The 21,877-nt window shown below is 68.6% G+C and carries 21 protein-coding genes; 7 read left to right on the top strand and 14 right to left on the bottom strand.

What is annotated here, in order from left to right:
• Nucleotides 1-143: 143 nt before the first annotated feature.
• Nucleotides 144-698 (bottom strand): hypothetical protein, encoded by a 555-nt coding sequence (locus AC3A35_RS13050; protein WP_487436540.1) that lies wholly within the window; start codon nt 696-698, stop codon nt 144-146.
• 150 nt (nt 699-848) lie between these two features.
• On the opposite strand from AC3A35_RS13050, the gene AC3A35_RS13045 reads away from it, so the two are divergent.
• Nucleotides 849-2,240 carry an ethanolamine ammonia-lyase subunit EutB gene (locus tag AC3A35_RS13045; RefSeq protein ID WP_487436539.1) on the top strand — a complete coding sequence of 464 codons (1,392 nt, stop codon included), beginning with the start codon at nt 849-851 and terminating at the stop codon, nt 2,238-2,240.
• 26 nt (nt 2,241-2,266) lie between these two features.
• A complete protein-coding gene (eutC, locus tag AC3A35_RS13040; RefSeq protein WP_487436538.1) occupies nt 2,267-3,055 on the top strand; it encodes an ethanolamine ammonia-lyase subunit EutC in 789 nt (262 codons plus the stop codon).
• Between the two features lie 35 nt (nt 3,056-3,090).
• Here the strand turns inward: eutC and AC3A35_RS13035 are convergent, their stop codons facing one another.
• Both AC3A35_RS13035 and AC3A35_RS13030 read right to left on the bottom strand, forming a co-directional pair.
• Nucleotides 3,091-3,987, bottom strand: coding sequence for a DMT family transporter (locus tag AC3A35_RS13035; protein ID WP_487436537.1), 897 nt, complete (start codon nt 3,985-3,987; stop codon nt 3,091-3,093).
• Between the two features lie 506 nt (nt 3,988-4,493).
• Entirely contained in the window at nt 4,494-6,863 is a 2,370-nt protein-coding gene (locus AC3A35_RS13030) for a catalase (RefSeq protein WP_487436536.1), read from the bottom strand.
• A 522-nt stretch (nt 6,864-7,385) separates the two neighbouring features.
• Here AC3A35_RS13030 and AC3A35_RS13025 point away from each other — a divergent pair.
• Nucleotides 7,386-9,083: an AAA family ATPase gene (locus AC3A35_RS13025; protein ID WP_487436535.1), complete on the top strand. Its 1,698-nt coding sequence runs from the start codon at nt 7,386-7,388 to the stop codon at nt 9,081-9,083.
• Between the two features lie 9 nt (nt 9,084-9,092).
• Here the strand turns inward: AC3A35_RS13025 and AC3A35_RS13020 are convergent, their stop codons facing one another.
• Nucleotides 9,093-10,088, bottom strand: coding sequence for a DUF6976 family protein (locus AC3A35_RS13020; protein WP_487436533.1), 996 nt, complete (start codon nt 10,086-10,088; stop codon nt 9,093-9,095).
• A complete protein-coding gene (locus AC3A35_RS13015) occupies nt 10,085-10,870 on the bottom strand; it encodes a hypothetical protein (protein ID WP_487436532.1) in 786 nt (261 codons plus the stop codon). The genes AC3A35_RS13020 and AC3A35_RS13015 overlap by 4 nt, the downstream gene beginning before the upstream one ends.
• Before the next feature lie 539 nt (nt 10,871-11,409).
• On the opposite strand from AC3A35_RS13015, the gene AC3A35_RS13010 reads away from it, so the two are divergent.
• From AC3A35_RS13010 to AC3A35_RS12995, 4 genes are all read left to right on the top strand, one after another.
• The gene (locus tag AC3A35_RS13010; RefSeq protein ID WP_487436531.1) at nt 11,410-11,841 is read left to right on the top strand and encodes a PaaI family thioesterase; all 432 of its coding nucleotides are present in this window, start codon (nt 11,410-11,412) and stop codon (nt 11,839-11,841) included.
• A 43-nt stretch (nt 11,842-11,884) separates the two neighbouring features.
• On the top strand, nt 11,885-12,226 hold the full coding sequence (locus AC3A35_RS13005) for a hypothetical protein (protein WP_487436530.1): 342 nt from the start codon (nt 11,885-11,887) through the stop codon (nt 12,224-12,226).
• Nucleotides 12,208-13,104 (top strand): LysR substrate-binding domain-containing protein, encoded by an 897-nt coding sequence (locus AC3A35_RS13000; protein ID WP_487436529.1) that lies wholly within the window; start codon nt 12,208-12,210, stop codon nt 13,102-13,104. Before AC3A35_RS13005 ends, AC3A35_RS13000 begins: the two co-directional genes overlap by 19 nt.
• A 384-nt stretch (nt 13,105-13,488) precedes the next feature.
• Nucleotides 13,489-14,409, top strand: coding sequence for a branched-chain amino acid transaminase (locus tag AC3A35_RS12995; RefSeq protein ID WP_487436528.1), 921 nt, complete (start codon nt 13,489-13,491; stop codon nt 14,407-14,409).
• A 63-nt stretch (nt 14,410-14,472) separates the two neighbouring features.
• On the opposite strand, the gene AC3A35_RS12990 is transcribed toward AC3A35_RS12995, so the two are convergent.
• The 9 genes from AC3A35_RS12990 to AC3A35_RS12950 form a co-directional block, all read right to left on the bottom strand.
• A complete protein-coding gene (locus AC3A35_RS12990) occupies nt 14,473-15,384 on the bottom strand; it encodes a SphA family protein (protein WP_487436527.1) in 912 nt (303 codons plus the stop codon).
• Nucleotides 15,385-15,698: 314 nt separating this feature from the next.
• Complete coding sequence (locus AC3A35_RS12985) at nt 15,699-16,082, bottom strand: Rieske (2Fe-2S) protein (RefSeq protein WP_487436526.1); 384 nt, start codon at nt 16,080-16,082, stop codon at nt 15,699-15,701.
• The gene (locus AC3A35_RS12980; RefSeq protein ID WP_487436525.1) at nt 16,079-16,384 is read right to left on the bottom strand and encodes a YciI family protein; all 306 of its coding nucleotides are present in this window, start codon (nt 16,382-16,384) and stop codon (nt 16,079-16,081) included. Before AC3A35_RS12980 ends, AC3A35_RS12985 begins: the two co-directional genes overlap by 4 nt.
• Nucleotides 16,385-16,397: 13 nt before the next feature.
• Nucleotides 16,398-17,225 carry an intradiol ring-cleavage dioxygenase gene (locus AC3A35_RS12975; RefSeq protein ID WP_487436524.1) on the bottom strand — a complete coding sequence of 276 codons (828 nt, stop codon included), beginning with the start codon at nt 17,223-17,225 and terminating at the stop codon, nt 16,398-16,400.
• A 33-nt stretch (nt 17,226-17,258) separates the two neighbouring features.
• Nucleotides 17,259-18,464 (bottom strand): 3-oxoadipyl-CoA thiolase, encoded by a 1,206-nt coding sequence (pcaF, locus tag AC3A35_RS12970; protein WP_487436523.1) that lies wholly within the window; start codon nt 18,462-18,464, stop codon nt 17,259-17,261.
• Nucleotides 18,465-18,470: 6 nt separating this feature from the next.
• Nucleotides 18,471-19,529, bottom strand: coding sequence for a branched-chain amino acid ABC transporter permease (locus tag AC3A35_RS12965; RefSeq protein ID WP_487436522.1), 1,059 nt, complete (start codon nt 19,527-19,529; stop codon nt 18,471-18,473).
• A 17-nt stretch (nt 19,530-19,546) separates the two neighbouring features.
• The gene (locus AC3A35_RS12960) at nt 19,547-20,416 is read right to left on the bottom strand and encodes a branched-chain amino acid ABC transporter permease (protein WP_487436521.1); all 870 of its coding nucleotides are present in this window, start codon (nt 20,414-20,416) and stop codon (nt 19,547-19,549) included.
• 10 nt (nt 20,417-20,426) lie between these two features.
• A complete protein-coding gene (locus AC3A35_RS12955; protein ID WP_487436520.1) occupies nt 20,427-21,137 on the bottom strand; it encodes an ABC transporter ATP-binding protein in 711 nt (236 codons plus the stop codon).
• Nucleotides 21,134-21,859 (bottom strand): ABC transporter ATP-binding protein, encoded by a 726-nt coding sequence (locus tag AC3A35_RS12950; protein ID WP_487436519.1) that lies wholly within the window; start codon nt 21,857-21,859, stop codon nt 21,134-21,136. Before AC3A35_RS12950 ends, AC3A35_RS12955 begins: the two co-directional genes overlap by 4 nt.
• Nucleotides 21,860-21,877 lie beyond the last annotated feature (18 nt).

Genomic DNA, 21,877 nt, shown 5'->3' with positions numbered 1-21,877 from the left:
GAGAAGTTGCCGTTCAAGGTAAGCGTCGGCTGAGCGGCAGGTAACCGACACATTGCCGACTGACAAAGGCCGCAGGCTCAAGGTCGGCTCTGGCCGATCACCTGTCCGTGGCGGGCTGAAGCCGGCCCTGCCGCCCCCCTTTCCTACATCCCGCATTTCAACCGCCACATTCCATCCGTGTGTCTCCGCCGCTCCTCCTTCAATCGCTCCTGCCTCTGCGCGCTGCTCGCCTGCCGTGCGGCGGCGTCGATTCTCCGGATCGCGTTCTCCAACTGCTCACACAAGGCTTCATTTCCATCGCCGTCACGCGCCGTTCGGGCGACGAAGCCGACCTTTCCGCCTTGTTCCTCGACGGGCGGGCGCGCAACAATGGGAGGAGGCGGTGGGGGACTGACCACACTGAAGGTGCCGCCGCCGACCTGGGCCTGACGGGCACCCGGGTTGCATGGGGTGGCCTGGTAGGTGGTGCCGGTGTTGCCGTCGCAGCGGTACAGTCCATTGCCACCGGGTTCGACCTGCGGCACGGGCGCGGCCGATGGGAGTGGCGGCCGAAAGACGGAACTGCTGCGCGGCATCTCGAGCAGTGGCGCGACGCGCCCGGCGGTCGGCATGCTGCGCTGTTGCTCCCACCACAGCAGGGCGGCAAGTGCAACACCGATGAGGAGGGTAAGGATCAGCGCAAGGGCGTTGTGCTTCATCCGTTTGGGGTAGTCGTTCGGGGTGCCGGGCAGTGTAGCCTGTCGCCGCCAATGCAATCGTGCTGAAACGCACGATGCGCACCGTTCGCCCGCAAGCTTGGCCCCCGCCCGCAAACGCGGGTAGCATCGACCCATCACGGGAGAGCGGCGATGGGCTACTCATACTCGATCGGTGTGACACGCTACGCGTTTGCCGACTTGCGCGCGCTGCTGGCGAAGGCAAGCCCGCTGCGCTCGGGCGACGTGCTCGCCGGGCTGGCGGCGGCGACGGCGGAAGAGCGCATGGCGGCGCGCCTGTGCCTGGCCGAACTGCCGCTCGCGGTTTTCCTCAACGAGGCGCTGATTCCTTACGAGGCGGACGAGGTCACCCGGCTGATCGTCGACAGCCACGACGCGGCCGCGTTTGCGGAGATCGCGCATCTGACCGTGGGCGGTTTTCGCGACTGGCTGCTGGCGCACGAGGTCGATGCCGCGGTGCTCGCCCGGATGGCGCCGGGAATCACGCCAGAGATGGCCGCAGCGGTGAGCAAGCTGATGCGCAACCAGGACCTGATCGCGGTGGCGCGCAAGTGCCGGGTGGTGACCGCGTTTCGCGACACCATCGGCCTGCCGGGGCGGCTGGCGGTACGGCTGCAGCCCAACCACCCCACCGACGACGCACGCGGCATCGCCGCCTCGCTGCTCGACGGCCTGCTGCTGGGCTGCGGCGATGCGGTGATCGGGATCAACCCGGCCTCGGACAAGCTGTCCACCTTCATGCAGCTGTGGCACATGCTCGACGAGCTGATCGCGCGCTTCGACATCCCCACCCAGTCCTGCGTGCTGACCCACGTCACCAGCCAGATCCGCGGCATCGAGCAGGGCGCGCCGGTGGACCTGGTGTTCCAGTCGATCGCCGGCACCGAGGCCGCCAACCGCAGCTTCGGCATCGACCTCGCGCTGCTGGCCGAGGCGCGTGCGGCGGCGCTGTCGCTGGGGCGCGGCACGGTGGGCGAGCAGGTGATGTATTTCGAGACCGGGCAGGGCAGCGCGCTGTCGGCCGGCGCCCACCACGGCGTGGACCAGCAGACCTGCGAAGCCCGCGCCTATGGGGTGGCGCGGACGTTTTCGCCGCTGCTGGTCAATAGCGTGGTCGGTTTTATCGGCCCGGAGTACCTGTACGACGGCAAGCAGATCACCCGCGCCGGGCTGGAGGACCACTTCTGCGGCAAGCTGCTCGGCGTGCCGCTCGGTTGCGACATCTGCTACACCAACCACGCCGAGGCCGACCAGGACGATATGGACAACCTGCTGACCTTGCTCGGGGTGGCGGGGGTGAGCTATGTGATGGGCGTGCCCGGCGCCGACGACGTGATGCTCAACTACCAGAGCACCTCGTTTCACGACGCGCTCTACGTGCGCGAGGTGCTGGGCTTGCGCCACGCGCCCGAGTTCGAGGCCTGGCTCGAGCGCATGCAGATCCTCGGCCCCGGCGGGCGTTTGCTCGACCAGCCCGCGCCGGCGCTGCTGCCGCTGCTCGATCAGCTCGGGCGGGGCGACTGACCCGCCACGCACCGCAGGAGAACCGCATGGACCAAGCCTCCCACCCCGACCGCTGGCAGGCACTGCGCGCGCTGACCCCGGCCCGCATCGCGCTCGGGCGCAGCGGCAATGCCCTGACCACGGCCGAGGTGCTGCGCTTCGGCCTCGCCCACGCGCGCGCCCGCGACGCGGTGCAGCTGCCACTCGATGTCGCCGCCCTCACCGCCGATCTCGCCGCCGCCGGCCTCGCCAGCCTGCGGGTGCACAGTGCCGTCCGCGACCGGGTGGAATACCTGCTGCGCCCCGACCTGGGACGCCGCCTGAGCGACGCCGATCGCCAGCGCCTCGAAGACCAGGCCGGCCCCGGCGCCGACTTGTGCATCGTGATCGCCGACGGGCTGTCCGCGGTCGCGGTGCAAAGGCATGCGCTACCGCTGTTGCGCGCCTTCGATGCCATCGCACCGGGCCGGTGGACGCGCACCCCGGTGGTGATCGCCGAGCAGGGCCGGGTTGCGATCGGCGACGAGATCGGCGCATGCCTGGACGCGCATCTGGTGGCGGTACTGATCGGCGAACGCCCGGGGCTTTCTGCGCCCGACAGCCTGGGCATCTACCTCACCCACGCGCCCCGCGTCGGCCGCAGCGACGCCGAGCGCAACTGCATCTCCAACATCCGCCCCGAAGGCCTGCCCTACGAGGCCGCCGCCCGTTCGCTGGCGTGGCTGGTGCAGGAAGCGCTGCGACGCGGCGAGACCGGGGTGGCGCTGAAGGACGAGGGCGACATGCCCCTGCTCGGGGGCGACACCCAGGCGAGGACAGACGCGGGTCGACACTAGCCGAGCGGGCGGATCGGCACCCCGGAGCCGGGCGCTTACCCGCCGCGCCGATACATCGCCGCGGTGATCGCTCGCCACTGGTGCAGCATCAGCCCGAGGCTGATCAACCCGGCGCCCACCCAAACCCGCGCCTCGATCGCCTCGTGGTTGAACGCGCGTCCGATCAGCAGCGCGATCACCGGCGTGACCAGGGTGATGAGCGCGATCTTGCCCGCTTCCATGTGCTTGATCAGGTAGTAGTAGAGCGCAAAGCCGAGCACCGAGCCGAACACGCCGAGATAGCCGATCGCGAGCCAGGCCCGGGTGGGCAGCGCGACCGGGGGGTGGCCGTCCAGCACCAGCCAGGCCAGCGCGAACAAGGGCACCGACACCAGCAGGGTGCCGGCGGTGGTGGCGAGCGGCGGGCTGTCGTCGCCGATGCGTTTCATCCACACCAGCGCGGCACAGTAGATCAGCACCGCGAGCAGCAGCGCGGCGAGGCCGTACAGCGCCGTGCCCTGCCCGGCATTGCCGCCGGTGGCAAAGATCAGCGCGAGGCCCCCCAGCGCCAGCAACAGACCGGCGATCCTGGCCGGCTGCAAGGCTTTTTCGCCGAGCCACAGGGCGGAGAGGACGCCGGTCATCAGCGGTGCCAGACCGAACAGCACCGACACCAGGCCGGAGTGGATGTACTGCGCGCCCCAGTAGGTGCACAACATGGCGCCGAAGGTGCCGAGGCCGCCAGCCAGATAGCTGCGGCGGGCGCGGGCATGCACCGGCAGGCCGATGCGACACACCACGATGAGCGCCAACGCGAGTGCGAGGCCGATCGACATGCGTGCCAGCACGGCAAAGGTGAAACCCCCGCCGAGCGCGCTCCACTGGATGGCGAGCGGGGTCGTGGACCAGATCAGGATGACGGCGAGGTAGGCGATCGAAAGCGGCAACGGCATGGCGGCTCCAGCGGGATCAGTGTTCGGGAGGCGAGGCGGACGAGGGTGCAGGCAGGCGGCATCGCCAGGCTTCGACGATCACGGAGCGGAGTCGGACGGAGAGCGGACGAAGGACATTCATGGTGGTTTCCTCGGGTGGTGAATCCGGGTTGAAAAAACGACAAGGCCGCGATCCTTGCGGATTCGCGGCCTTGTGCTGTGCTTGCGGCGACAGGATCAGCAGATCATCGCAACGCTACGCTCCGGGCCCCGAATCCATGGCCGATCGACCACACGCGCATTACGCGGCAGCCAACGGAAAGGAATCGGACCAGGGTGATGATTAGCATGACGCCAGTGTAGGAGCAGGCCGATGTCGTGGTCAAGCCGCGAATCGGGCGCAGATCCCGCCGGCTCGTGCCGGGGACCGGATGCCGGCAGGGCGACGACCTCGCCTGCTGCCGGGTCGCCTGCTTTGCGTGGGTGGCGGCGGCACTTGTTGCAGCGCCGCCGTTGACCGCTGGCGCTCAGATCCGCGGCGGATCGGTCTCGCGCTCCGGATGGCGATGCCGGCCGGCTGCCGCAATGAAGGCCGCCGCCGTCGCGTCGAGCTTATCGACGCCAGCCAGCAGGATGCCGGGATCGGCCCCGCCCCCCGGCAGCGTGGAGGGAATGCCGGCCTTGTCGAGCAGCTTCTGCGATGCACCGAGGGCCAGCACGGTCTTGCCGTGACGATAGTGGTTGGTCACGAACTCCGCGGTCTGGCCAAGCTGCGCCAGCACGGCGACACCGTCGGCACCGTCGGGCAGCACGAGCGCATCGAACAGCACCGGTGGCGAGTTCTCCAGCGTGGCGGTCGCCTCCACCGCCTTGTCGTCGGCGGTGTGCACCGGCCCGAGCCGGGGCGCGACCACACAGGGCACGGCACCGCCGGCGGTGAGCGCAGCGTGCAGGGCGACGACGGACGCACCGTGCACCCCGTCGGCCGCCAGGATCGCCACTTTGCGCGTGCGCACCCCACCGTCGCCGGGCAGCGCGGTCAGCGACAGGGCCGGAGACTTTGTCACCTCGGGGGTGACCGCGGTGGCCAGCGCCTTCGGCATCGCCGCGGGCACCGCGATGCCGAGGCCGGCGGCGACCCTGGCTGCCAGTTCGGCGGACACATTCACCAGCGACGCCAACATGCGCTCGCGAATGGCGGGCACGGTGACCTTGCTGAGTTCGAAGCGGAAGCCGCCGACGATATGCGCCTTCTCCGCGTCGGTCTGGCTGTCATAGAACAAGGTGGCCTGGGTGTAGTGATCGGCGAACTTCTCCGGCTTGCCGCGCACCTTGTCGCCTTCGATCGGCTGCGGAAAGGACGCGAAGCCCGCCGCACCGGCCTGGAACGGGCAGCCGCCGCCGAGCGAATTGGGCTCGTAGGCGACCTTGCCGCGGGCAATGGCCTGACGGTGCATGCCGTCGCGCTGGTTGTTGTGCACCGGCGCGAGCGGCGCATTGATCGGGATTTCGTGGAAGTTCGCGCCGCCCAGCCGGGAGATCTGGGTGTCGGCGTAGGAGTGGATGCGGCCGGCCAGCAGCGGATCGTTGCTGAAATCGATGCCGGGCACCACGTGCGCGGCGCAGAAGGCGACCTGCTCGGTCTCGGCGAAGAAATTGTCGGGGTTGCGGTTGAGTACCATGCGGCCGACCGGCGTCACCGGCACCAGTTCCTCGGGGACGATCTTGGTGGCGTCGAGCACATCGAAGCTGAAGCCTTCGGCCTGGGCTTCGGTGAATATCTGCAGGCCGAGCTCCCATTCCGGGTATTCGCCGGCTTCGATGGCGTCCCACAGATCGCGGCGATGGAAGTCGGAATCGGCGCCGGCGATCTTGACCGCCTCATCCCAGACGAGCGAATGGGTGCCGAGTTTGGGCGTCCAGTGGAACTTGACGAAGTGTGACGCGCCCTGCGCATTCACCAGGCGGAAGGTGTGCACACCGAAGCCCTGCATCATCCGGAAGCTGCGCGGAATACCGCGGTCGGACATCACCCACATCAGCATGTGGGTGCTCTCCGGCATCAGCGAGACGAAATCCCAGAACGTGTCATGCGCCGAGGCCGCCTGCGGCATACCATTGTGCGGTTCGGGTTTCACGGCGTGGACCAGATCCGGGAACTTCATCGCGTCCTGGATGAAGAACACCGGGATGTTGTTGCCGACCAGGTCCCAGTTGCCCTCGTCGGTGTAGAACTTGACCGCGAAGCCGCGCGCGTCGCGCGCCGTATCGACCGAGCCGCGTTCGCCGGCGACGGTGGAGAAGCGCACAAACACCGGGGTGATCTTGCCCGCGGCCTGGAACGGGGCCGCGCGGGTGAGTTCGGTCAGCGGCTGATAGGCCTCGAAGTAACCGTGGGCGGCCGAACCGCGCGCATGCACGATGCGCTCGGGGATGCGTTCGTGGTCGAAATGGGTGACCTTCTCGCGCAGGATGAAGTCTTCCAGCAGGGTAGGCCCGCGCAGGCCGGCCTTGAGCGAATTCTGGTTGTCGCCGACAGCCACGCCCTGGTTGGTGGTCAGCACCTGGCCTCCGCCATCGGTGCGCACCCGATCGAGCGCGCCGGGCACGGCGGCGGGGCCGGCTGTCGCGCGATCGCCGGTCTTCGCCGATGCGTTGGTTTCGCTGACGGTACTCGCCGAGGCCAGTGCCGACGAGGGCTCGACCGTCTGCCCGGCTGGCGGCGATACCGCATTGTCGTGGCCGAACTCCTTGCTCTTGTTGGCGTTGTGCGGCATCGCCGCGGCCAGCGCCTGAACGGCGGCGGCCTGTTGCCCGGCGGCATCCCCGGCGTGGGGATCGGCGGCGGAGTTCGAGCGCCGGGTTGCGGGCGCGGACTTGGTGTGGGTCTTCTTCATGGAGCGGTCCTCGGTGAAATGCGCTTGCTGCATGGCGGCCGGCGGCGGGGACGAAGGCTTGATCCCGGGCACTCCCGCGGTCGCCACGCAGAATCGGCTTGCGGGCAGGCGCTGTTGCGAATGATCGACGGGTGAAATCAGAACGAAAGAATGGCGAGCACGATGAGGGTCGGAATGGGTAGGCCGAGAAGAAGTACGAGCAGCGATTCCATGACGGCCTCCGGAGCGGGATGAAAGACGACAGGACGTGCTTCCTACAGCACGGCGTGAAGTGCACTTTGGCGTCGTCGACAGCTCGGGTCTGTACGTTGGCGCACCTCCGGAGCAAGGTTTTTTGTGCGTGCCGAAGCAGACCGTGAATGCCTCCCGAACCGGGCAGAAAGCTCCGCGCTTGTCGCAAAGACGACACGAACAGGCGGCAGGACAGCCTTTGTTTCAATGACTTGCGCGCTGGTATGAGGCTTGCACGGCGTGACCCGAGGCGGCCAGACCGGCCGTGGCAGACGAGCTCGGGAGAACGGGGTGAAGCTACAGATCGAACGTGCGGTAGCGGAGGCGATGTGCGAGCGCTTTCCCGCCTGGCAGGGCTATGGCGAGCAGCTGAAGATCGGCAACCGCATGGAAGTGCCGGTGGAGGCGCTCGATGCCGAACGGCTCGACGCGCTGGCGGCGCTGTATCGGGCGCGGCCGGACAGCACGGCGCGGGTGGCGATGCTGCAGGCGCTGGCACCGCTGTTCGACGCCGATGCGCCGGGGTTCGCGGAGACCGACATCGAGCGCATGATCCCGGCACTGGTCGCGCACCTCGCGCGCGGCCGGCACGGCTGGCTGTTCCAGGTGGATGGCTCGGGCACGCTCAAGCCCTACGTCGTATCGCGCATCGACTACACGCCCGCCGGCACCGAGGAACGCGCCCGCGTGGTGATCGACCTGAGGGCCAACAGCTGCGGCAAGGTGGTGCACACCAATCTGTTCATCGGCGAGCGCGATCTGGACGGGCGCTCGATCGCGCACATCCTCGCCGCCAAGGGCTATGTGGCCGAGACCGCGGCGCTGGTCGAGGCCTACGACGAGGACCTGGCCAGCTACCACGCCTGGCGCGGCGACTACTCGGCGCAGTTTGCCGGCAGCGGGCTGGGCATCCTCGCCGAAGATCCCTCGGCGACCCATCGCAACACCGACTGGTCGCGCAAGAACGCGGTGGTGCTGTCGACCAGCGGTCAGCCGGCACGCCTGGTCAATGACGAGGCCATCGTGCACAACCGCGAGCTGACACTTGAGATCGCGGGCAACATCCTCGCCCAGCTGCTGAAGCGCGCAGAACGCAACTCGGTGTTCACCCGCGAGGTCGAGCGCGAGCTCGACCGCCTGGCCGAGACCATGCCGGCGCAGCTGTTCACCCAGGTGCCGATCCACGGCTACATCCTGATGTTCCACCTCGAACTGCACCACCACGTGTGGGTGCACGTGGACCACCTGCAGCCCTACCGCTACCAGCCCGAGCTCAAGGACAAGCTGGTGCTGCCGCCGGAGCAGGTGGACCTGATCGACATTCTCACCGCCGAGATGGACGTGTTGATGGACGACATCGTCGACGGCAAGTCGGGCGGCACCACGGTGCTGTGCACCGGCCCCGCCGGCGTGGGCAAGACGCTGACCGCCGAGGTCTATGCGGAGATCATCCAGCGCCCGCTGTACCGGGTCCATTCCGGCCAGCTCGGGCTGGACGTGGCGGCGATGGAGAAGACCTTGCGCGAGGCCCTGATCCGGGCCCAGCGCTGGGGGGCGGTGATGCTGATCGACGAGGCCGACGTGTACATCCGCCGCCGCGACGACCAGCTCGCCACCAATGCGGTGGTGGGGGTGTTCCTGCGCGTTCTGGAGTACTTCAACGGCCTGCTGTTCCTGACCACCAACCGCATGGACGACATCGACGAGGCGATCGTGTCGCGCTGCATCGCGATGATCCGCTACGCCCCGCCGTCGCAGGCCGAGCGCGCGCGGATCTGGGGGGTGATGGCGGCGCAGTTCGGGCTGGCGCTGGAACCATCGCTGCTGGCCGAACTGGCGCGGCGCTTTCCGCGCGCCACCGGGCGCGACATCAAGGGCCTCGCCAAGCTGGTGGCGAAATACTGCACCCACAAGGCGGTGGCGCCGACGCTGCCGGTGTTCGACCGCTGTGCGGTGTTTCGCGGCATGAACATGGGGCAGGCGGCGTGAGCGGGCCGCTCACACGCGCTCGATGGTGAGGTACACCAAGGTCTGGTTGAGCAGCAGCCAGGCGATCTCGCCGAAGGTCATCGGCCCGGTGAAGCCGCCGGTGCTGCGGCCTTCGAGCCCGTCGTGCACGTAGTTGAGGATGCAGTTGCAGGAAAACGCGACCGCCTGGCCACCGGCGGCCGGCAGCGTCGCGGTCGATGCGCCGCGCGGCGCGGCGAGGCGGTATTCGACGCCCTCGAACACCGGTGCGTAGAAATCGACCCGGCCGTGCTCGTGGTCGATGCCGCGGAACGACACGTTGATCATCGCCCCGCAATAGTCGGCCACCAGCGGCAGGCTCGGATCGACCGCGCGCGCGCCGAGGTAGTCGGCCAGGCGCACCTGGACGTCGTTGACCAGGCATTCGCCGGCCGAGAACCCGGTCTCGAGGAAGCGGATGCGATCGCCCGCTCCCTGCTCGAGCAGGTTGATGATCTCGACCGCGGCGTAGCGTTCGGGCGGCAGCGGCACGTGCATGACCACCGCCCGCTCGCTGTCGAATTCGCCGGTCTGGCCGTTGACCACCGCGGGCACGGCGGTGTCGAGCTGGTCGAGATGCACCCCCGACACCCAGCCGACCAGCGGCTTGACGAACATGTCGTCGAAGCCGGGTGCGTGGCGGGCATAGTGGGAATGGAGCGCGGAAAAGGCCGGGATGATGATCACCGTGTAGCCGTTGTCGGGCGCCTCGGCGCAGACCCGCGAGATCGAGGTGAGGTCGTGGAAGCGGATGCACGGTGGCGCGGCGAGCACCTCGGTGACGCTGACGAACACCTGGTCGCGGTTCATCTCGCCACCGTGCTGGGCCATGAAGTAGGGAATCGTGCCGCCGATCCAGTTGCCGCACGGCAGCTTGCGCAACAAGGCTTCGTCGCCGGCAATGCTCAGGAAGCTGCCGGCCTCGATGCAGCGGGTGGCCTCGGCCACGCTCATCAGGCGCCCCCCCGAAAAGTGTCCGGTCGTCATGGGCGGGTCTCGCCAAGCTGGCTCAGTTCGTGGGCGAGCAGGTGTCGGTTCTTGACGAAATAGCGGTGGAGTTCGTGCAGCTTGAGGATGCGCACCTCGTCGTCCGAGATCAGCGCGAACTGCGCACGCAGGCGGGCCAGCATGAGCTTGAGTCCGAGCACGCGGATGTCGATCTGGTGCGAACCCTGGAGCAGGGCGGACCAGACCGGGTCGGTGAGGTCGGGTATGCCATCCTCGTGCGCGCCGCCGGCGGCCGCGCCACCGGCTGACGCCGCAGCGGGGGACCGGTCCGCCGGATCCTGGCCGACCGGCGCGGGCGTGGGCCTCGGATCGTGGGCCGGCGCCGTGCCCTCGCCCGCGGCCCAGCGCCCGCTGTCGATGGCATAGCGGAAACGCCACAGTTCGGCGATCGGCAGATTGAGCAGGGTGCAGATGCTCTGCAGGCTCGAGCCCTCGCGCAGGAAGGCGAACACCTGCTGGCTGAGGGCACGGGTGAAGGGCAGATCGCCCTCGCCGGCCCAGCTCAGCGCGGACAGGTCGGCGTTGGCCGGCACCGCGACATGGAGATGGATCTCCCAGTCGCCGAAATTGACGTGGCGCCACGACACCTGCTGCGCCGGCGCCTGCGGCTTGCCGCGCGGACGGCCGAACCAGCCGCGCGGCGTGTCCACCGCGATGCTAAGGTCGTAGCGCCGGCGGAAGTCGTCGGCGCGGGAATCGAGCACCGTCCACGGCGCCTCGATGCGCAGCAGCTGCTGCCACACGGTTTGTTCGGCATTCATCGTTCGACGTGCTCCGGTAGCGAATCAGACCGGGCGGGGCGTGCGGCGCACTGGCCACCCCGCGCAGACGAGGCAAACCGATGAGCACGTCCCATGCCATGTGCGTGGCGAGTTTGAAATGCTGCGCGGCGTCATCGCAGCACAGGCGACGCGGCCTCCGCCCCCGGCACCCGTGCATCCCAGGTCTTCCCTCGCCGTTCCCGAATGTCATCGCGCGCGATCGGAGCCGGCCCGCCGCGATGCGGCAGCGCAGCCGCAGCGGCAATGCTGTACTGCATCGAAATATCGATGCGACATCATGCAACGATGATGCGCGCCATAGCGGATCAGGCCTGCGTCAAAACGGGTCACCACCGCAGTGCGCGGCCGGGTGCGCGCCCGGCATCGGCAAGCCTCGCGCAGGTTATGCGCGCGGTTCCGGACCCCCGGGCGGGCGGCCACGCCCTGACGGCACCGTGCGCCCGATGTCGCCGCCCATTTACAGCGGCTGCCGGACACGGTAAACCGGTGTTCCCTGCTCCCTGTCCGCGAGGTCCACGATGAGCCAGCTCCGCCCAGAAATCACCCTCGAACTCCTCAAGCAGCGCGGCACCGAATACCTGCCCGGCTATCTCGGCATCGAGATCCTGAGCCTCGCGCAAGGCGTACTCACCAGCCGCATGCCGGTCAGGCAGCTGCATTTCGCACCCAACAAGTTCCTCCATGCGGCGAGCATCGTCGCGCTCGCCGACACCACCTGCGGCTACGGCACCATCGCCCACCTGCCCGCCGGGGCGGAGTCCTTCACCACCATCGAGCTCAAGAGCAACCATCTGGGCACGGTGCGCGACGGCAGCATCGCCTGCGTCGCCACCGCCCAGCACCTCGGACGCAGCACCCAGGTGTGGGACGCGGTGATCACCGACGAGGCCAGCGGACGCAAGCTGGCGCTGTTCCGCTGCTCGCAGATGATCCTGTGGCCGAAGGGCTGAGCGCGGTCCATACTGAAACCCAGACCCCATCCCGGAGGCCGAAATGACATCGCGACCGCTCCGGCGCACGGCCGCCGTTGCCACCCTGGTGACGGCACTGGCCCTGTTCCCGATGACCCCGGCGCTGGCCCAGCATGGCGAGCCGGTGACCGGCGACCGCAGTTCCGACATGGCGGTGGACCTGATCCTGGTACGGCCCCTCGGCCTGGTCGCCACCGTGCTCGGCACCGTCGGCTTCGTGGTCGCCCTGCCGTTCACGCTGACCAGCGGCAGCGCCGGGGAAACCGCGTGCGAATGGATCGGCGCGCCGCTCGACTACACCTTCAACCGGAAACTGGGCGATTTCGACGGTCACGGCGCCCGCCGGTGCACGCCCGCGCAATGATGCGGCTGCCGCCACTGGCCTCGATCATCGCCTTCGAGGCTGCGGCCCGCTGCGGCAGCTTTCTGGCAGCGGCGGAGGAATTGAGCCTGACCCCATCGGCGGTGAGCCACCGCATCAAGGCGCTGGAGGAATGGCTGGGCGTGATGCTGTTCGAGCGCCGGCACCGACAGGTGGTGTTGAGCACGGCAGGCAGCGGCTACCTGAGCGAAGTGCAGACCGCGCTGGAGCGGATCGAACGCGCGAGCACCGGGCTACGCGGGGGCCACGGCCAGGTGTTGCGCCTGTCGGTGGCGCCGGCGCTGGGGGCGAAGTGGTTCGTCGGCCAGCTGGCGGAATATCGGCGCGCGCACCCCGACGTCGAATTCGTGTTGTCGACGGCCTCGACCCTGCTGCCGGTGGCCACCGGCAAGGCCGACCTCGGGGTGTGCTACGGCGAGCCGCCGTGGCCCGGGCTGGAAGCCTACGAACTGCGCCGCGAGACCGTGTTTCCGGTGTGCTCCCCGGCCCTGTCGGCCCGCCTCGGTACGCCACCGACGGTGGCCGCACTGCCCGACCTGCCCCTGCTGCGCCACCCGCTGCTCGAATGGCGACCGTGGTTCGCCGCCGCCGGGCTCGAGCAGCCCGAGCCCACCGATGGCCTGCTGTTCGAGGACGCGATGATGCTGCTAGAGGCAGCAGCGGCCGGCGTCGGGGTGGCGCTCACGGTGGACCTGCTCGCGCGCTGCTATCTTGCCGACGGCGCCCTGGTGCGGCCGTTTCCGCAGGCGATCGCGGGCAAGGGCTTCTACGCGGTGTTGCGCCCGGAAGCCTACGAGCAGCCCTGGGTGCGGCAGTTCGTGCGCTGGCTGCAGGCGCGGGCGAGAGAGGCGGCGGGCTGAAGCGCTTGTAATCGGTCCGCATTGCGTAGGGCCGCTCGGTCGGCAATATAGAGCCGATTCGGCCACTGGTGCTCGCGTCACCCACGGCGCCGGCCCGGTTCGATGCGCGCAGGCCGGCAACCAGGCGGGGGCTCATTTTTGAAATGAAATGAGTTCACCCGAACCGCGGCCGTTTTCGTTTGAACCCACCCCGCGCCGCGGGCAAGCTGGATGCACTCACCCAGCTCGACCACCACACGGCCACGCGATCACCCTCGCCCCGCCGCCGAAACCGAAAGCCGTTTCTCCACGTGGATCGAACACACCGCCATCCCCGGTGTGCCCGGGCCGGCCGCATTTGCGGCGCGGCCTTTCTCCCCCTTTCGATCACCCGAGGAGCACATCATGAGCATGGAAGACCGTGACGGCTGGATCTGGATGGACGGGCAGTGGCTGCCCTGGCGCGATGCGAAGGTGCACGCGATGACCCACACCCTGCACTACGGCCTGGGCTGTTTCGAGGGCATCCGTGCCTACGCCACGGCGCTCGGCCCGGCGATCTTCCGTCTCGACGACCACCTCGAGCGTCTGTTCGACTCGGCCCACATCCTCGGTCTGGAGATGCCCTTCGACCGCGCCGCGCTGACCGACGCCTGCATCGGCGCGATCCGCCGCAACGAGCTGGCCAGCGGCTACATCCGCCCGCTGGTGTTCCTCGGCGCGGAGAAGGCCGGCATCGACCCGGCGGGCGCCGCCGTCCATGTGATGGTGGCGGCCTGGGTGATGAACGCCTACCTCGGCGAGGCCGGCCTGGAGCGCGGCATCCGGGTCAAGGTGGCGAGCTTCGCCCGCCATCATGTGAACGTGCAGATGTGCCGGGCGAAGTCGGTGTCGACCTACACCAACTCCATCCTCGCCTGCCGTGAGGCGCGCGCCGAAGGCTATGACGAGGCGCTGCTGCTCGACACCGACGGCTTCGTCGCCGAGGGGCCGGGCGAGAACGTGTTCGTGGTCAAGCGCGGCGTGATCTGGGAACCCGAGATCACCTCGGCGCTGGACGGCATTACCCGGCGCACCATCCACAGCCTGGCGGCCGAGGCCGGCTACGAGATCCGTGCGCGGCGCATCACCCGCGACGAACTCTACGTGGCCGACGAGGTGTTCTTCACCGGCACCGCGGCCGAGATCACCCCGGTGGTGGAAGTCGACCGCCGCCGCGTCGGCGACGGCACCCCGGGGCCGCTCACGCGCGAGCTGCAGCGCCGCTTCTTCGCCTGCGTGCGGGGCGAGGCCGATGCGCACCGCGAGTGGCTGACGCGCGCATGAAGCGGCCTGCGCGCCAGACGGGACCTCAACTCGGCGCGAGCTCAACGCTCGAAGCCTCGAGGGTCAGAGCGGGAACACCGCCTTGACGACGAAAGACTCACCCTGCGGGCGGTTGCGCGCCCCGCTGTCGTTCTGCCACTTCGCGGTGACGAACCAGCCACGGCCGCTGTCGTACTTGATGACCGGACCGAAGCCGGTTCCCCGTCCCTTGCTGTCGGCGATGTCGTCGCCGAACCGGCGGTCGTCGGTCGTCTGACGATAGTAGTAGCCGCCCACGCCGAGCACCCAGCCGTTGCCGAGGCCGTAGCCGAGGTCGTAATCGGCGATGAACTCCTGCCCGCTGCGGTAGTCGGTGGCCCGGTTCTCGCCGTTGAAGGTGTACATCAGCTTCAGGTCGCCATTGAAACCAGCGGGATCCACGTAGGTGATGTTCACCAGCGGCTGGATGCTGAAACGGTTGTTGCCGAGGTTGGCGAGATCGCCCTCGTCGTAGCGACCGGTGGGCAGCATCAAGTCGATCCCGGGAATGAGGTGGAGATTGGGGCTCAGGTGATAGCCCGACCCGACGCCGAGGACCATGTCGCCCAGACCCTGCTTCGACTGTGACGCTCCGCCGAGCTTCACGTCGAGATCGACCAGCGGCGCAATGCCGTGGAAGACGAGGTCGCCGCCAAACGCCTTCACCCCGGGCACCCAGACGATGCGCGGTGCGATCACGTTCGCGGTGAGCTTGAAGTCCACCGGTACGCGATGCCCGTCGTTGTCCCGGAGGGAATCGAAGTCGTTGCGGCGCACGAAGATCATGCCATAGACGCCCGGCGGCGGCAGGGCACCGGTCATGTAGCTCTCGTTGCCGAGCGGATAGGCATCCGGCAGGCCCGGTTCTATCGCCATGGCGCCGCCACCGATACCCGTCCCCAGCACCGCGCCAAGCAGTGCGGCGAGGCGGTTCCTTTTTGCTTTCTTCCCAGTCATCTGTGTCTTCCTCCAACGGGTGTCGTCCCGTCCAGTTGCTTGATGCCGGCCACCCTCGCTGGGCGCCGGGTCCTTGGCGGTGCATCGCCCCACCGCACGCGGCGACGGTCCGATGCCCACTGCCCCGCTCCGGCTCGATGACGCCTGAAGCCGGACCGGGAAACGCGGGCAAGCCGATCCCCTCCGGTGACGGACTGCTCACCGGCTGGCGTGATCGAAATGCCGTTTACCTGTCTGCTAGTCGCGCGGGTATATGCACCGCCGTCGTCGGCACCGAGGTCTCATGGCCGCATCCGCCGCGCGTGGCGCCGCTTTCACGCTCCACCGCCCTGGCTCAGTGCACCGAAGCGGATGGCCTGCCCCTCGACATGGAAAGGCAGCGGGATGAGTCCGTTTCCGGCACAGGGGCCGTCCACGCAGGCGCCATCCTCGAAGCGGAAGAAGGCGGTGTGGTGCGCGCACACCACCAGATCGTCCAGCGTCACAAAGGTCTGTGGGCGGAAGTTCAGTGGCAGCGAGAAATGCGGGCAGAAGTTGAGGTAGCACCACACCTGCTCGCCATGGCGCAGCAACAGGACCTTGAAGTTCTCGCTGCCCTCACCGAACTGGACCTCGAAGCCGCCACGCTCGGGGATTTCGTCGATGCTGCACAGCGGCGTGCCGACGCCCGGGCAATCGGGATGTTCGTTCCAGTTCATGCGTCGGCCTCCGGTTCGCCCAGGCTCCACGACCACGGGCGTACGTCGACGGTGGAGAAGATCCCGGCCCGGGAATAGGGATCGTCGGCGACGAAGCGCTGCACGTCACCGAGGGCGGCCGCTTCGACCACCAGCAGGGTGCCGTTCATGTCCCCGCTGTCCTCGCTCAGGGTTGGACCGCCGAGATGCACACGGACCGGATGCGGCGCCGGGTTGCGCAGGTAGGCGCGATGCGCGGGCCGCATCTCACGACGGACCTCGGACTTGCCCGCGGCATCCGTGCCCAGCACGATGAAATACATGGTCACGGCTCCCTCAGGTGGCGTCCGGTTCGAGCACGAAGTCGTAGTCGACCCGCCATTCGCCGTCGACGGGCTGGTAGTCGATGACGAGCGCCTGCTTGACGCCGAACACCGCGTCGGAATCGAGATATTCGTCACCCGCGGAGAAGAGCTGAGTGACGACCGGCTTGAAGCCCGGTGCCGAGGCGATGAAGTGGATGTGCGCCGGCCGAAACGGATGGCGCCCGACCCGGCCGAGCCACTTGCCGACGGGGCCGTCGGTTGGAATGGCGTAGGCCACCGGCTTCAGGGTACGGAAGCTGTAACTGCCATCCGCAGCCGTCCTGAGCTTGCCGCACAGGTGGTACGCGTCCTGTGCGGCGTCCTGCACGTGATAGAGGCCGTTGGGCGCGGTCTGCCAGATGTCGAGCACCGCCCCCGCGATCGGCTCGCCGCCGACCGAGCGCACCTGCCCGCGCACGGTGACGCCCGGTCCGTCGCCCGGCGCGAGGTTGGCGCCGGTGTCGCGCTCCGGCGCCCCTTCGACGTAGAACGGGCCGAGCACGCTCGATTCGGTGGCGCCGGCCGGCTTGCGGTTGTTGATCGCATCGACCAGCATCGACACGCCCAAGGTGTCGGACAGCAGGATGAACTCCTGGCGCTTGTCGTCGCACATGTGGCCGGTGTCGGTCAGGAAGCGGATGCCGGCGAACCATTCTTCCGGCGTGGGCTCGATCTCGCGCACGAAGGCGTGCAGGTGGCGGATCAGCGAGCTCATCACTTCCTTCAGGCGCGGATCGGTGCAGTTCGACAGGCTGGCCAGCACGGCCTCGGTCAGGTTCTCTTCGGTCAGGTTGCGCATGTCCGTGTCTCCTCTCTGGTTTTCTGATCCGGCTCAGACGCGCTCGATGACGAGCGCGATGCCCTGGCCGACGCCGATGCACATGGTGCATAGCGCGTAGCGGCCGCCCCCTCGCTGCAGTTGGTACGTCGCGGTGGTCGCCAGCCGCGCGCCGCTCATGCCGAGCGGATGACCCAGGGCGATCGCACCGCCGTTGGGATTGACGCGTGGATCGTCGTCGGCGAGGCCGAGCGCACGGGTCACCGCCAGCGCCTGCGCGGCGAAGGCCTCGTTGAGCTCGATCACGTCCATCTGGGCGAGACTCAGCCCGGTCTGCGCCAGCACTTTGCGCACCGCCGGGGCGGGGCCGAAGCCCATGATGCGCGGCGCGACACCGGCGGCCGCCATGCCGACAATGCGCGCTTTCGGCGTCAGGCCGTGCGTACCGGCGGCGGCCTCGGAGGCCAGGATCAACGCGCAGGCGCCGTCATTCACGCCGGAAGCGTTGCCGGCCGTCACCGTGAGCCCGGGGCCGTTGACGCCCTTGAGGCGGGCGAGCTGCTCCAGCGTTGTGTCGGGCCGCGGGTGCTCGTCGGTGTCGACCCGCTTCGGTTCGCCCTTTTTCTGCGCCACCAGCACCGCGACGATCTCGTCGGCGAAACGGCCGGCCTCGTGCGCCGCCGCCCATTTCTGCTGCGAGCGCAGCGCGAAGAGATCCTGGTCGGCGCGGCCGATGCCGAAGTCGGCGGCGACGTTGTCGGCCGTCTCGGGCATCGAATCGACGCCGTACTGTGCCTTCATCAGCGCGTTGACGAAGCGCCAGCCGATGGTGGTGTCGTACACCGCGCTGCTGCGCGAGAAGGCGCTCTCCGCCTTGGGCATCACGAAGGGCGCGCGGCTCATGCTCTCGACGCCGCCGGCGATCATCAGCGCGGCGTCGCCGGCCTTGATCGCGCGTGCGGCGGTGCCGACGGCATCGAGCCCGGAGCCGCACAGGCGGTTGATCGTGGTGCCGGACACGCCTGTCGGCAGGCCGGCCAGCAGGGACGACATGCGCGCAACGTTGCGGTTGTCCTCTCCCGCCTGGTTGGCGCAGCCGAAGATGACATCGTCGACCGCCTCCCAGTCGAGACCGGGGTGGCGTTCGCGCAAGGCGCGCAGCGGCAGGGCGCCGAGGTCGTCGGCACGGATCGATGAGAGCGCGCCGCCGTAGCGGCCGATCGGGGTGCGGACTGCGTCACAGATGAATGCGTGGCTCATGGTCTGTCATGCCTTGGGGACGGAAGAGATGGCGAGGGATTCCACTGCAGCGGCGGCCGGGCCGGGGGCGGCGCGGCGCAGGCGGCGCTGGACGGGGAAGAGTTGCAGGTCGTAGCGGGCGGCGAGCCAGCCCCAGATGCCGCGGCGCATGAACAGCATGGTCAGCACCGCGATCGCGCCCAGCAGGATCAGGTACCACGAGCCGTAGTCCGCCATGTAGTTGCGCAGCAGGAAGTACAGGATGGTGCCGAGCAGCGGCCCCTCTATCGTGCCGACGCCGCCGATGATGACGATGAAGATGATCAGCGCCGACCATTCCATCGAGAACGCGGCATCGGGCGACACGCGCAGCTTGGTGAGGAAGATCAGCGCGCCGATGATGCCGGTGCCGATCGCCGAGGCGATGTAGACCTGCAGCTTGATGCGGCTGACCGAGATGCCGATGCTCTCGGCGGCGGTTTCCGAGTCGCGCACTGCGGTCAGCGCCATGCCGCGCTTGGAGCGCAGCAGCAGGTACACCGCACCTACCGAACCGACGCCGACCGCCAGCGCCAGCCAGTAGCTCAACGCCCCCCGCCACCACGGATCGATGTCGATGACCGCGGCGGTGATGCTGACGCCGCTACCACCACCGAGTGTGGTGAAGTTGGAGAACACCAGCCGCAGGATCTCGGCCAGCACCCAGGAGCCGACCGCGAAGTAGGGCCCCTGCAGGCGGAACAGCGCACGCGCCGCCGGCCACGCCGCCAGCCCGGCGACGAGGCCGGCCAGCGGCACCGCGACGAAGGGGTTGATGCCGGCGAACAGCGACAACGTCACCATCGCGTAGGCACCCAGCCCGATAAAGGCCTGCTGGCCGATCGAGATCAACCCGCCATAGCCGGCGAGCAGGTTCCACATCTGCGCCAGCGCCAGGAAATAGAGGAATTCGACCAAGGTCACCAGGGTGTCGTCGCCCGCCCACAGCGGCAGGGTCGCACCCAGCACCACCAGCGCGCCACCGCTGCCCAGTGCCGCCTGCGAAAGGGGCGTGCTGCGGTCGACCGTGTATGTCTTTCTCGTCATGTCTGTCTCCTGGGGTTTCAGCGATCGCGGGTTTTCGGGAACAGCCCCTGCGGACGGAGCAGCAGGACGACGAAGAAGGCCAGGTGCCCGAACAGGACTCCCCAGCCGGGATCGACGCGGAAACCGACCGCTTGGGCGATGCCCAGCACCATGCCGCCGGCCAGCGTGCCCCACAGCGAACCGAGGCCGCCGATGATCACCGCCTCGAACGCAAACAGCAGCTGCGGCGGGCCGAGCAGCGGATCGAAGGCCTTGGTCATGCCGAGGAAGACGCCGGCGAGCGCCACCGTCGCCGAGGCGATGCCCATCGCCACCGCGTAGATCTTGCGGCTGTCGACCGCCATCAACTGCACGATCTCGGGATCGTCGGACGTGGCGCGCAGCGAGCGCCCGAGCGCGGTACGGGCAAAGACGAACTGCAGCCCGCCGATCACCGCAACAGCGACCACCAGCGTCAGCACCGGGAAGACGCCCACCGACAGGTCACCGAGCTCGATGCTCGCCGACGACAGCGCCCCGGCGTCGAGCCGGCGGGAATCGCCGGAGAAGAGTTCGAGCAGGACGTTCTGCAGCATCACCGACAGGCCGAAGGTCACCAACAGCGGGGGCATGATGTCGCGCCCCAGGGTGCGGTTGTAGACCAGGCGCTGGGCCCAGTAGCCGAGTACGGCCAGCGCCGGCACCACCACCGCCAGTGTCAGCAGCGGATGCATCGGCACCACGCCGATCAGCGCGAGCGCGGCGAAGGCGCCGAGGATGATGAAATCGCCATGGGCGATGTTGACGAAGCGCATGATTCCGAAGGCGAGCGACAGCCCGGTCGCGAACAGCGCGTACAAGCCACCGAGCAGGACGCCCTGGACGATGGTGTCGATGGCATTGAGCATCGAAGTCTCCTCAGTGATGACTGCCGAAATATGCGTCGGAGATCTGTTCCCGGCTCAGCGCGCCAGTCGCGCCGCACAGCGAAACGCGACCTTCCTGGAAGCAGTACACCCGGTCGGCGACGTTGATCGCCTGACCGATATCCTGCTCGACCACGATCACCGCAGTGCCGGACTCCAGGACCTTCGGCATACCGGCATAGATGTCGCGGATCACCAGGGGCGACAGGCCGAGCGAGATCTCGTCGCACAGCAGCAGGCGCGGGTTGGACATCAGCGCGCGGCCGATGGCGACCATCTGCTGCTGGCCGCCGGACAGTGCCGTGCCCGGGCTGCCGCGGCGCTCCTTCAGGATCGGGAACAGCCCATAGACCCGCTCCAGGTTCCACGGACCGGTGCGGCCGGGATGGGCGCCGAGACGCAGGTTCTCTTCCACCGTCAGGCTGGGGAAGAGGCGGCGCCCCTCCGGCACCAAAGCGATGCCTTGGCGGACGATCTCGTAGGGCGGCAGTCCGCCGATCGGCCGACCGTCGAACTCGACCGCCTCCGCCGCGGCCTTGTTGAGACCGACCAGGCTGCGCAGGAAGGTGCTCTTGCCGGCGCCGTTGGCGCCGATGATGGACACGACCTCGCCCTCGGCGATCTCCAGGTCGATACCGAAGAGCGCCTGGAAGTCGCCGTAGAAGCCGGTGAGTCCGCGCGTACGCAACAAGGTTCCGTTCATGCTTCCACCCCCATGTAGACCTCGCGGACCTCGCGGCTGGCCATCACCGTTTCCGGGTGGCCCTCGGTCAGCAAGGCGCCGAAGTTGATGACGATCAGCCGGTCGACCACCGCCAGCAGCGCATGAACCACGTGCTCGATCCAGACGATGGAGACGCCGTCGGCGCGGATCGCGCGGATCGTGTCCACCAGCGCGCCGGCCTCGTGGTCGGTGAGGCCGCCGGCGATCTCGTCGAGCAGCAGCAGGCGCGGCTTGGTCGACAGCGCGCGGGCGAGCTCGAGCCGCTTGCGGTCGAGCAGCGTCAGCGTGCCGGCGAGCTGATTGGCGCGGCGGGCGAGCCCGGTGCGGTCGAGCACGCCGACGCAGTGTTCGTAGGCCGCGTCCTCGTCCAGCCCGGCGCCGTACATCGCCCCCACCACCAGGTTCTCGAACACCGTCATGCCCGCCAGCGGATGCGGCACCTGGTAGGAGCGTCCGATGCCCTGGCGGCAGCGCGCGGACGGCGCCAGCGGCGTGATGTCGCCGCCGGCGTAGAAGACCTGGCCGGCGTCGGGACGCACATCGCCGGTGATCAGGTTGAACATCGTCGACTTTCCGGCGCCGTTGGGTCCCAGCACCCCGAGTGCCTCTCCCTCTGCCAGGGAGAAGCTCAGGTTGTCGGTGACCTGGAGCGCGCCGTAACGCTTGCTCACCTGCTGCAGGCGCAGTAGCGGTTCGCTCATAGCCTTTCTCCGAAATAG

The organism is Azoarcus sp. Soil_N_20 (assembly GCF_057656155.1).
The sequence above is the reverse complement of the archived record's forward strand: the minus strand, read 5'-3'. Positions and strand labels throughout refer to the sequence as shown.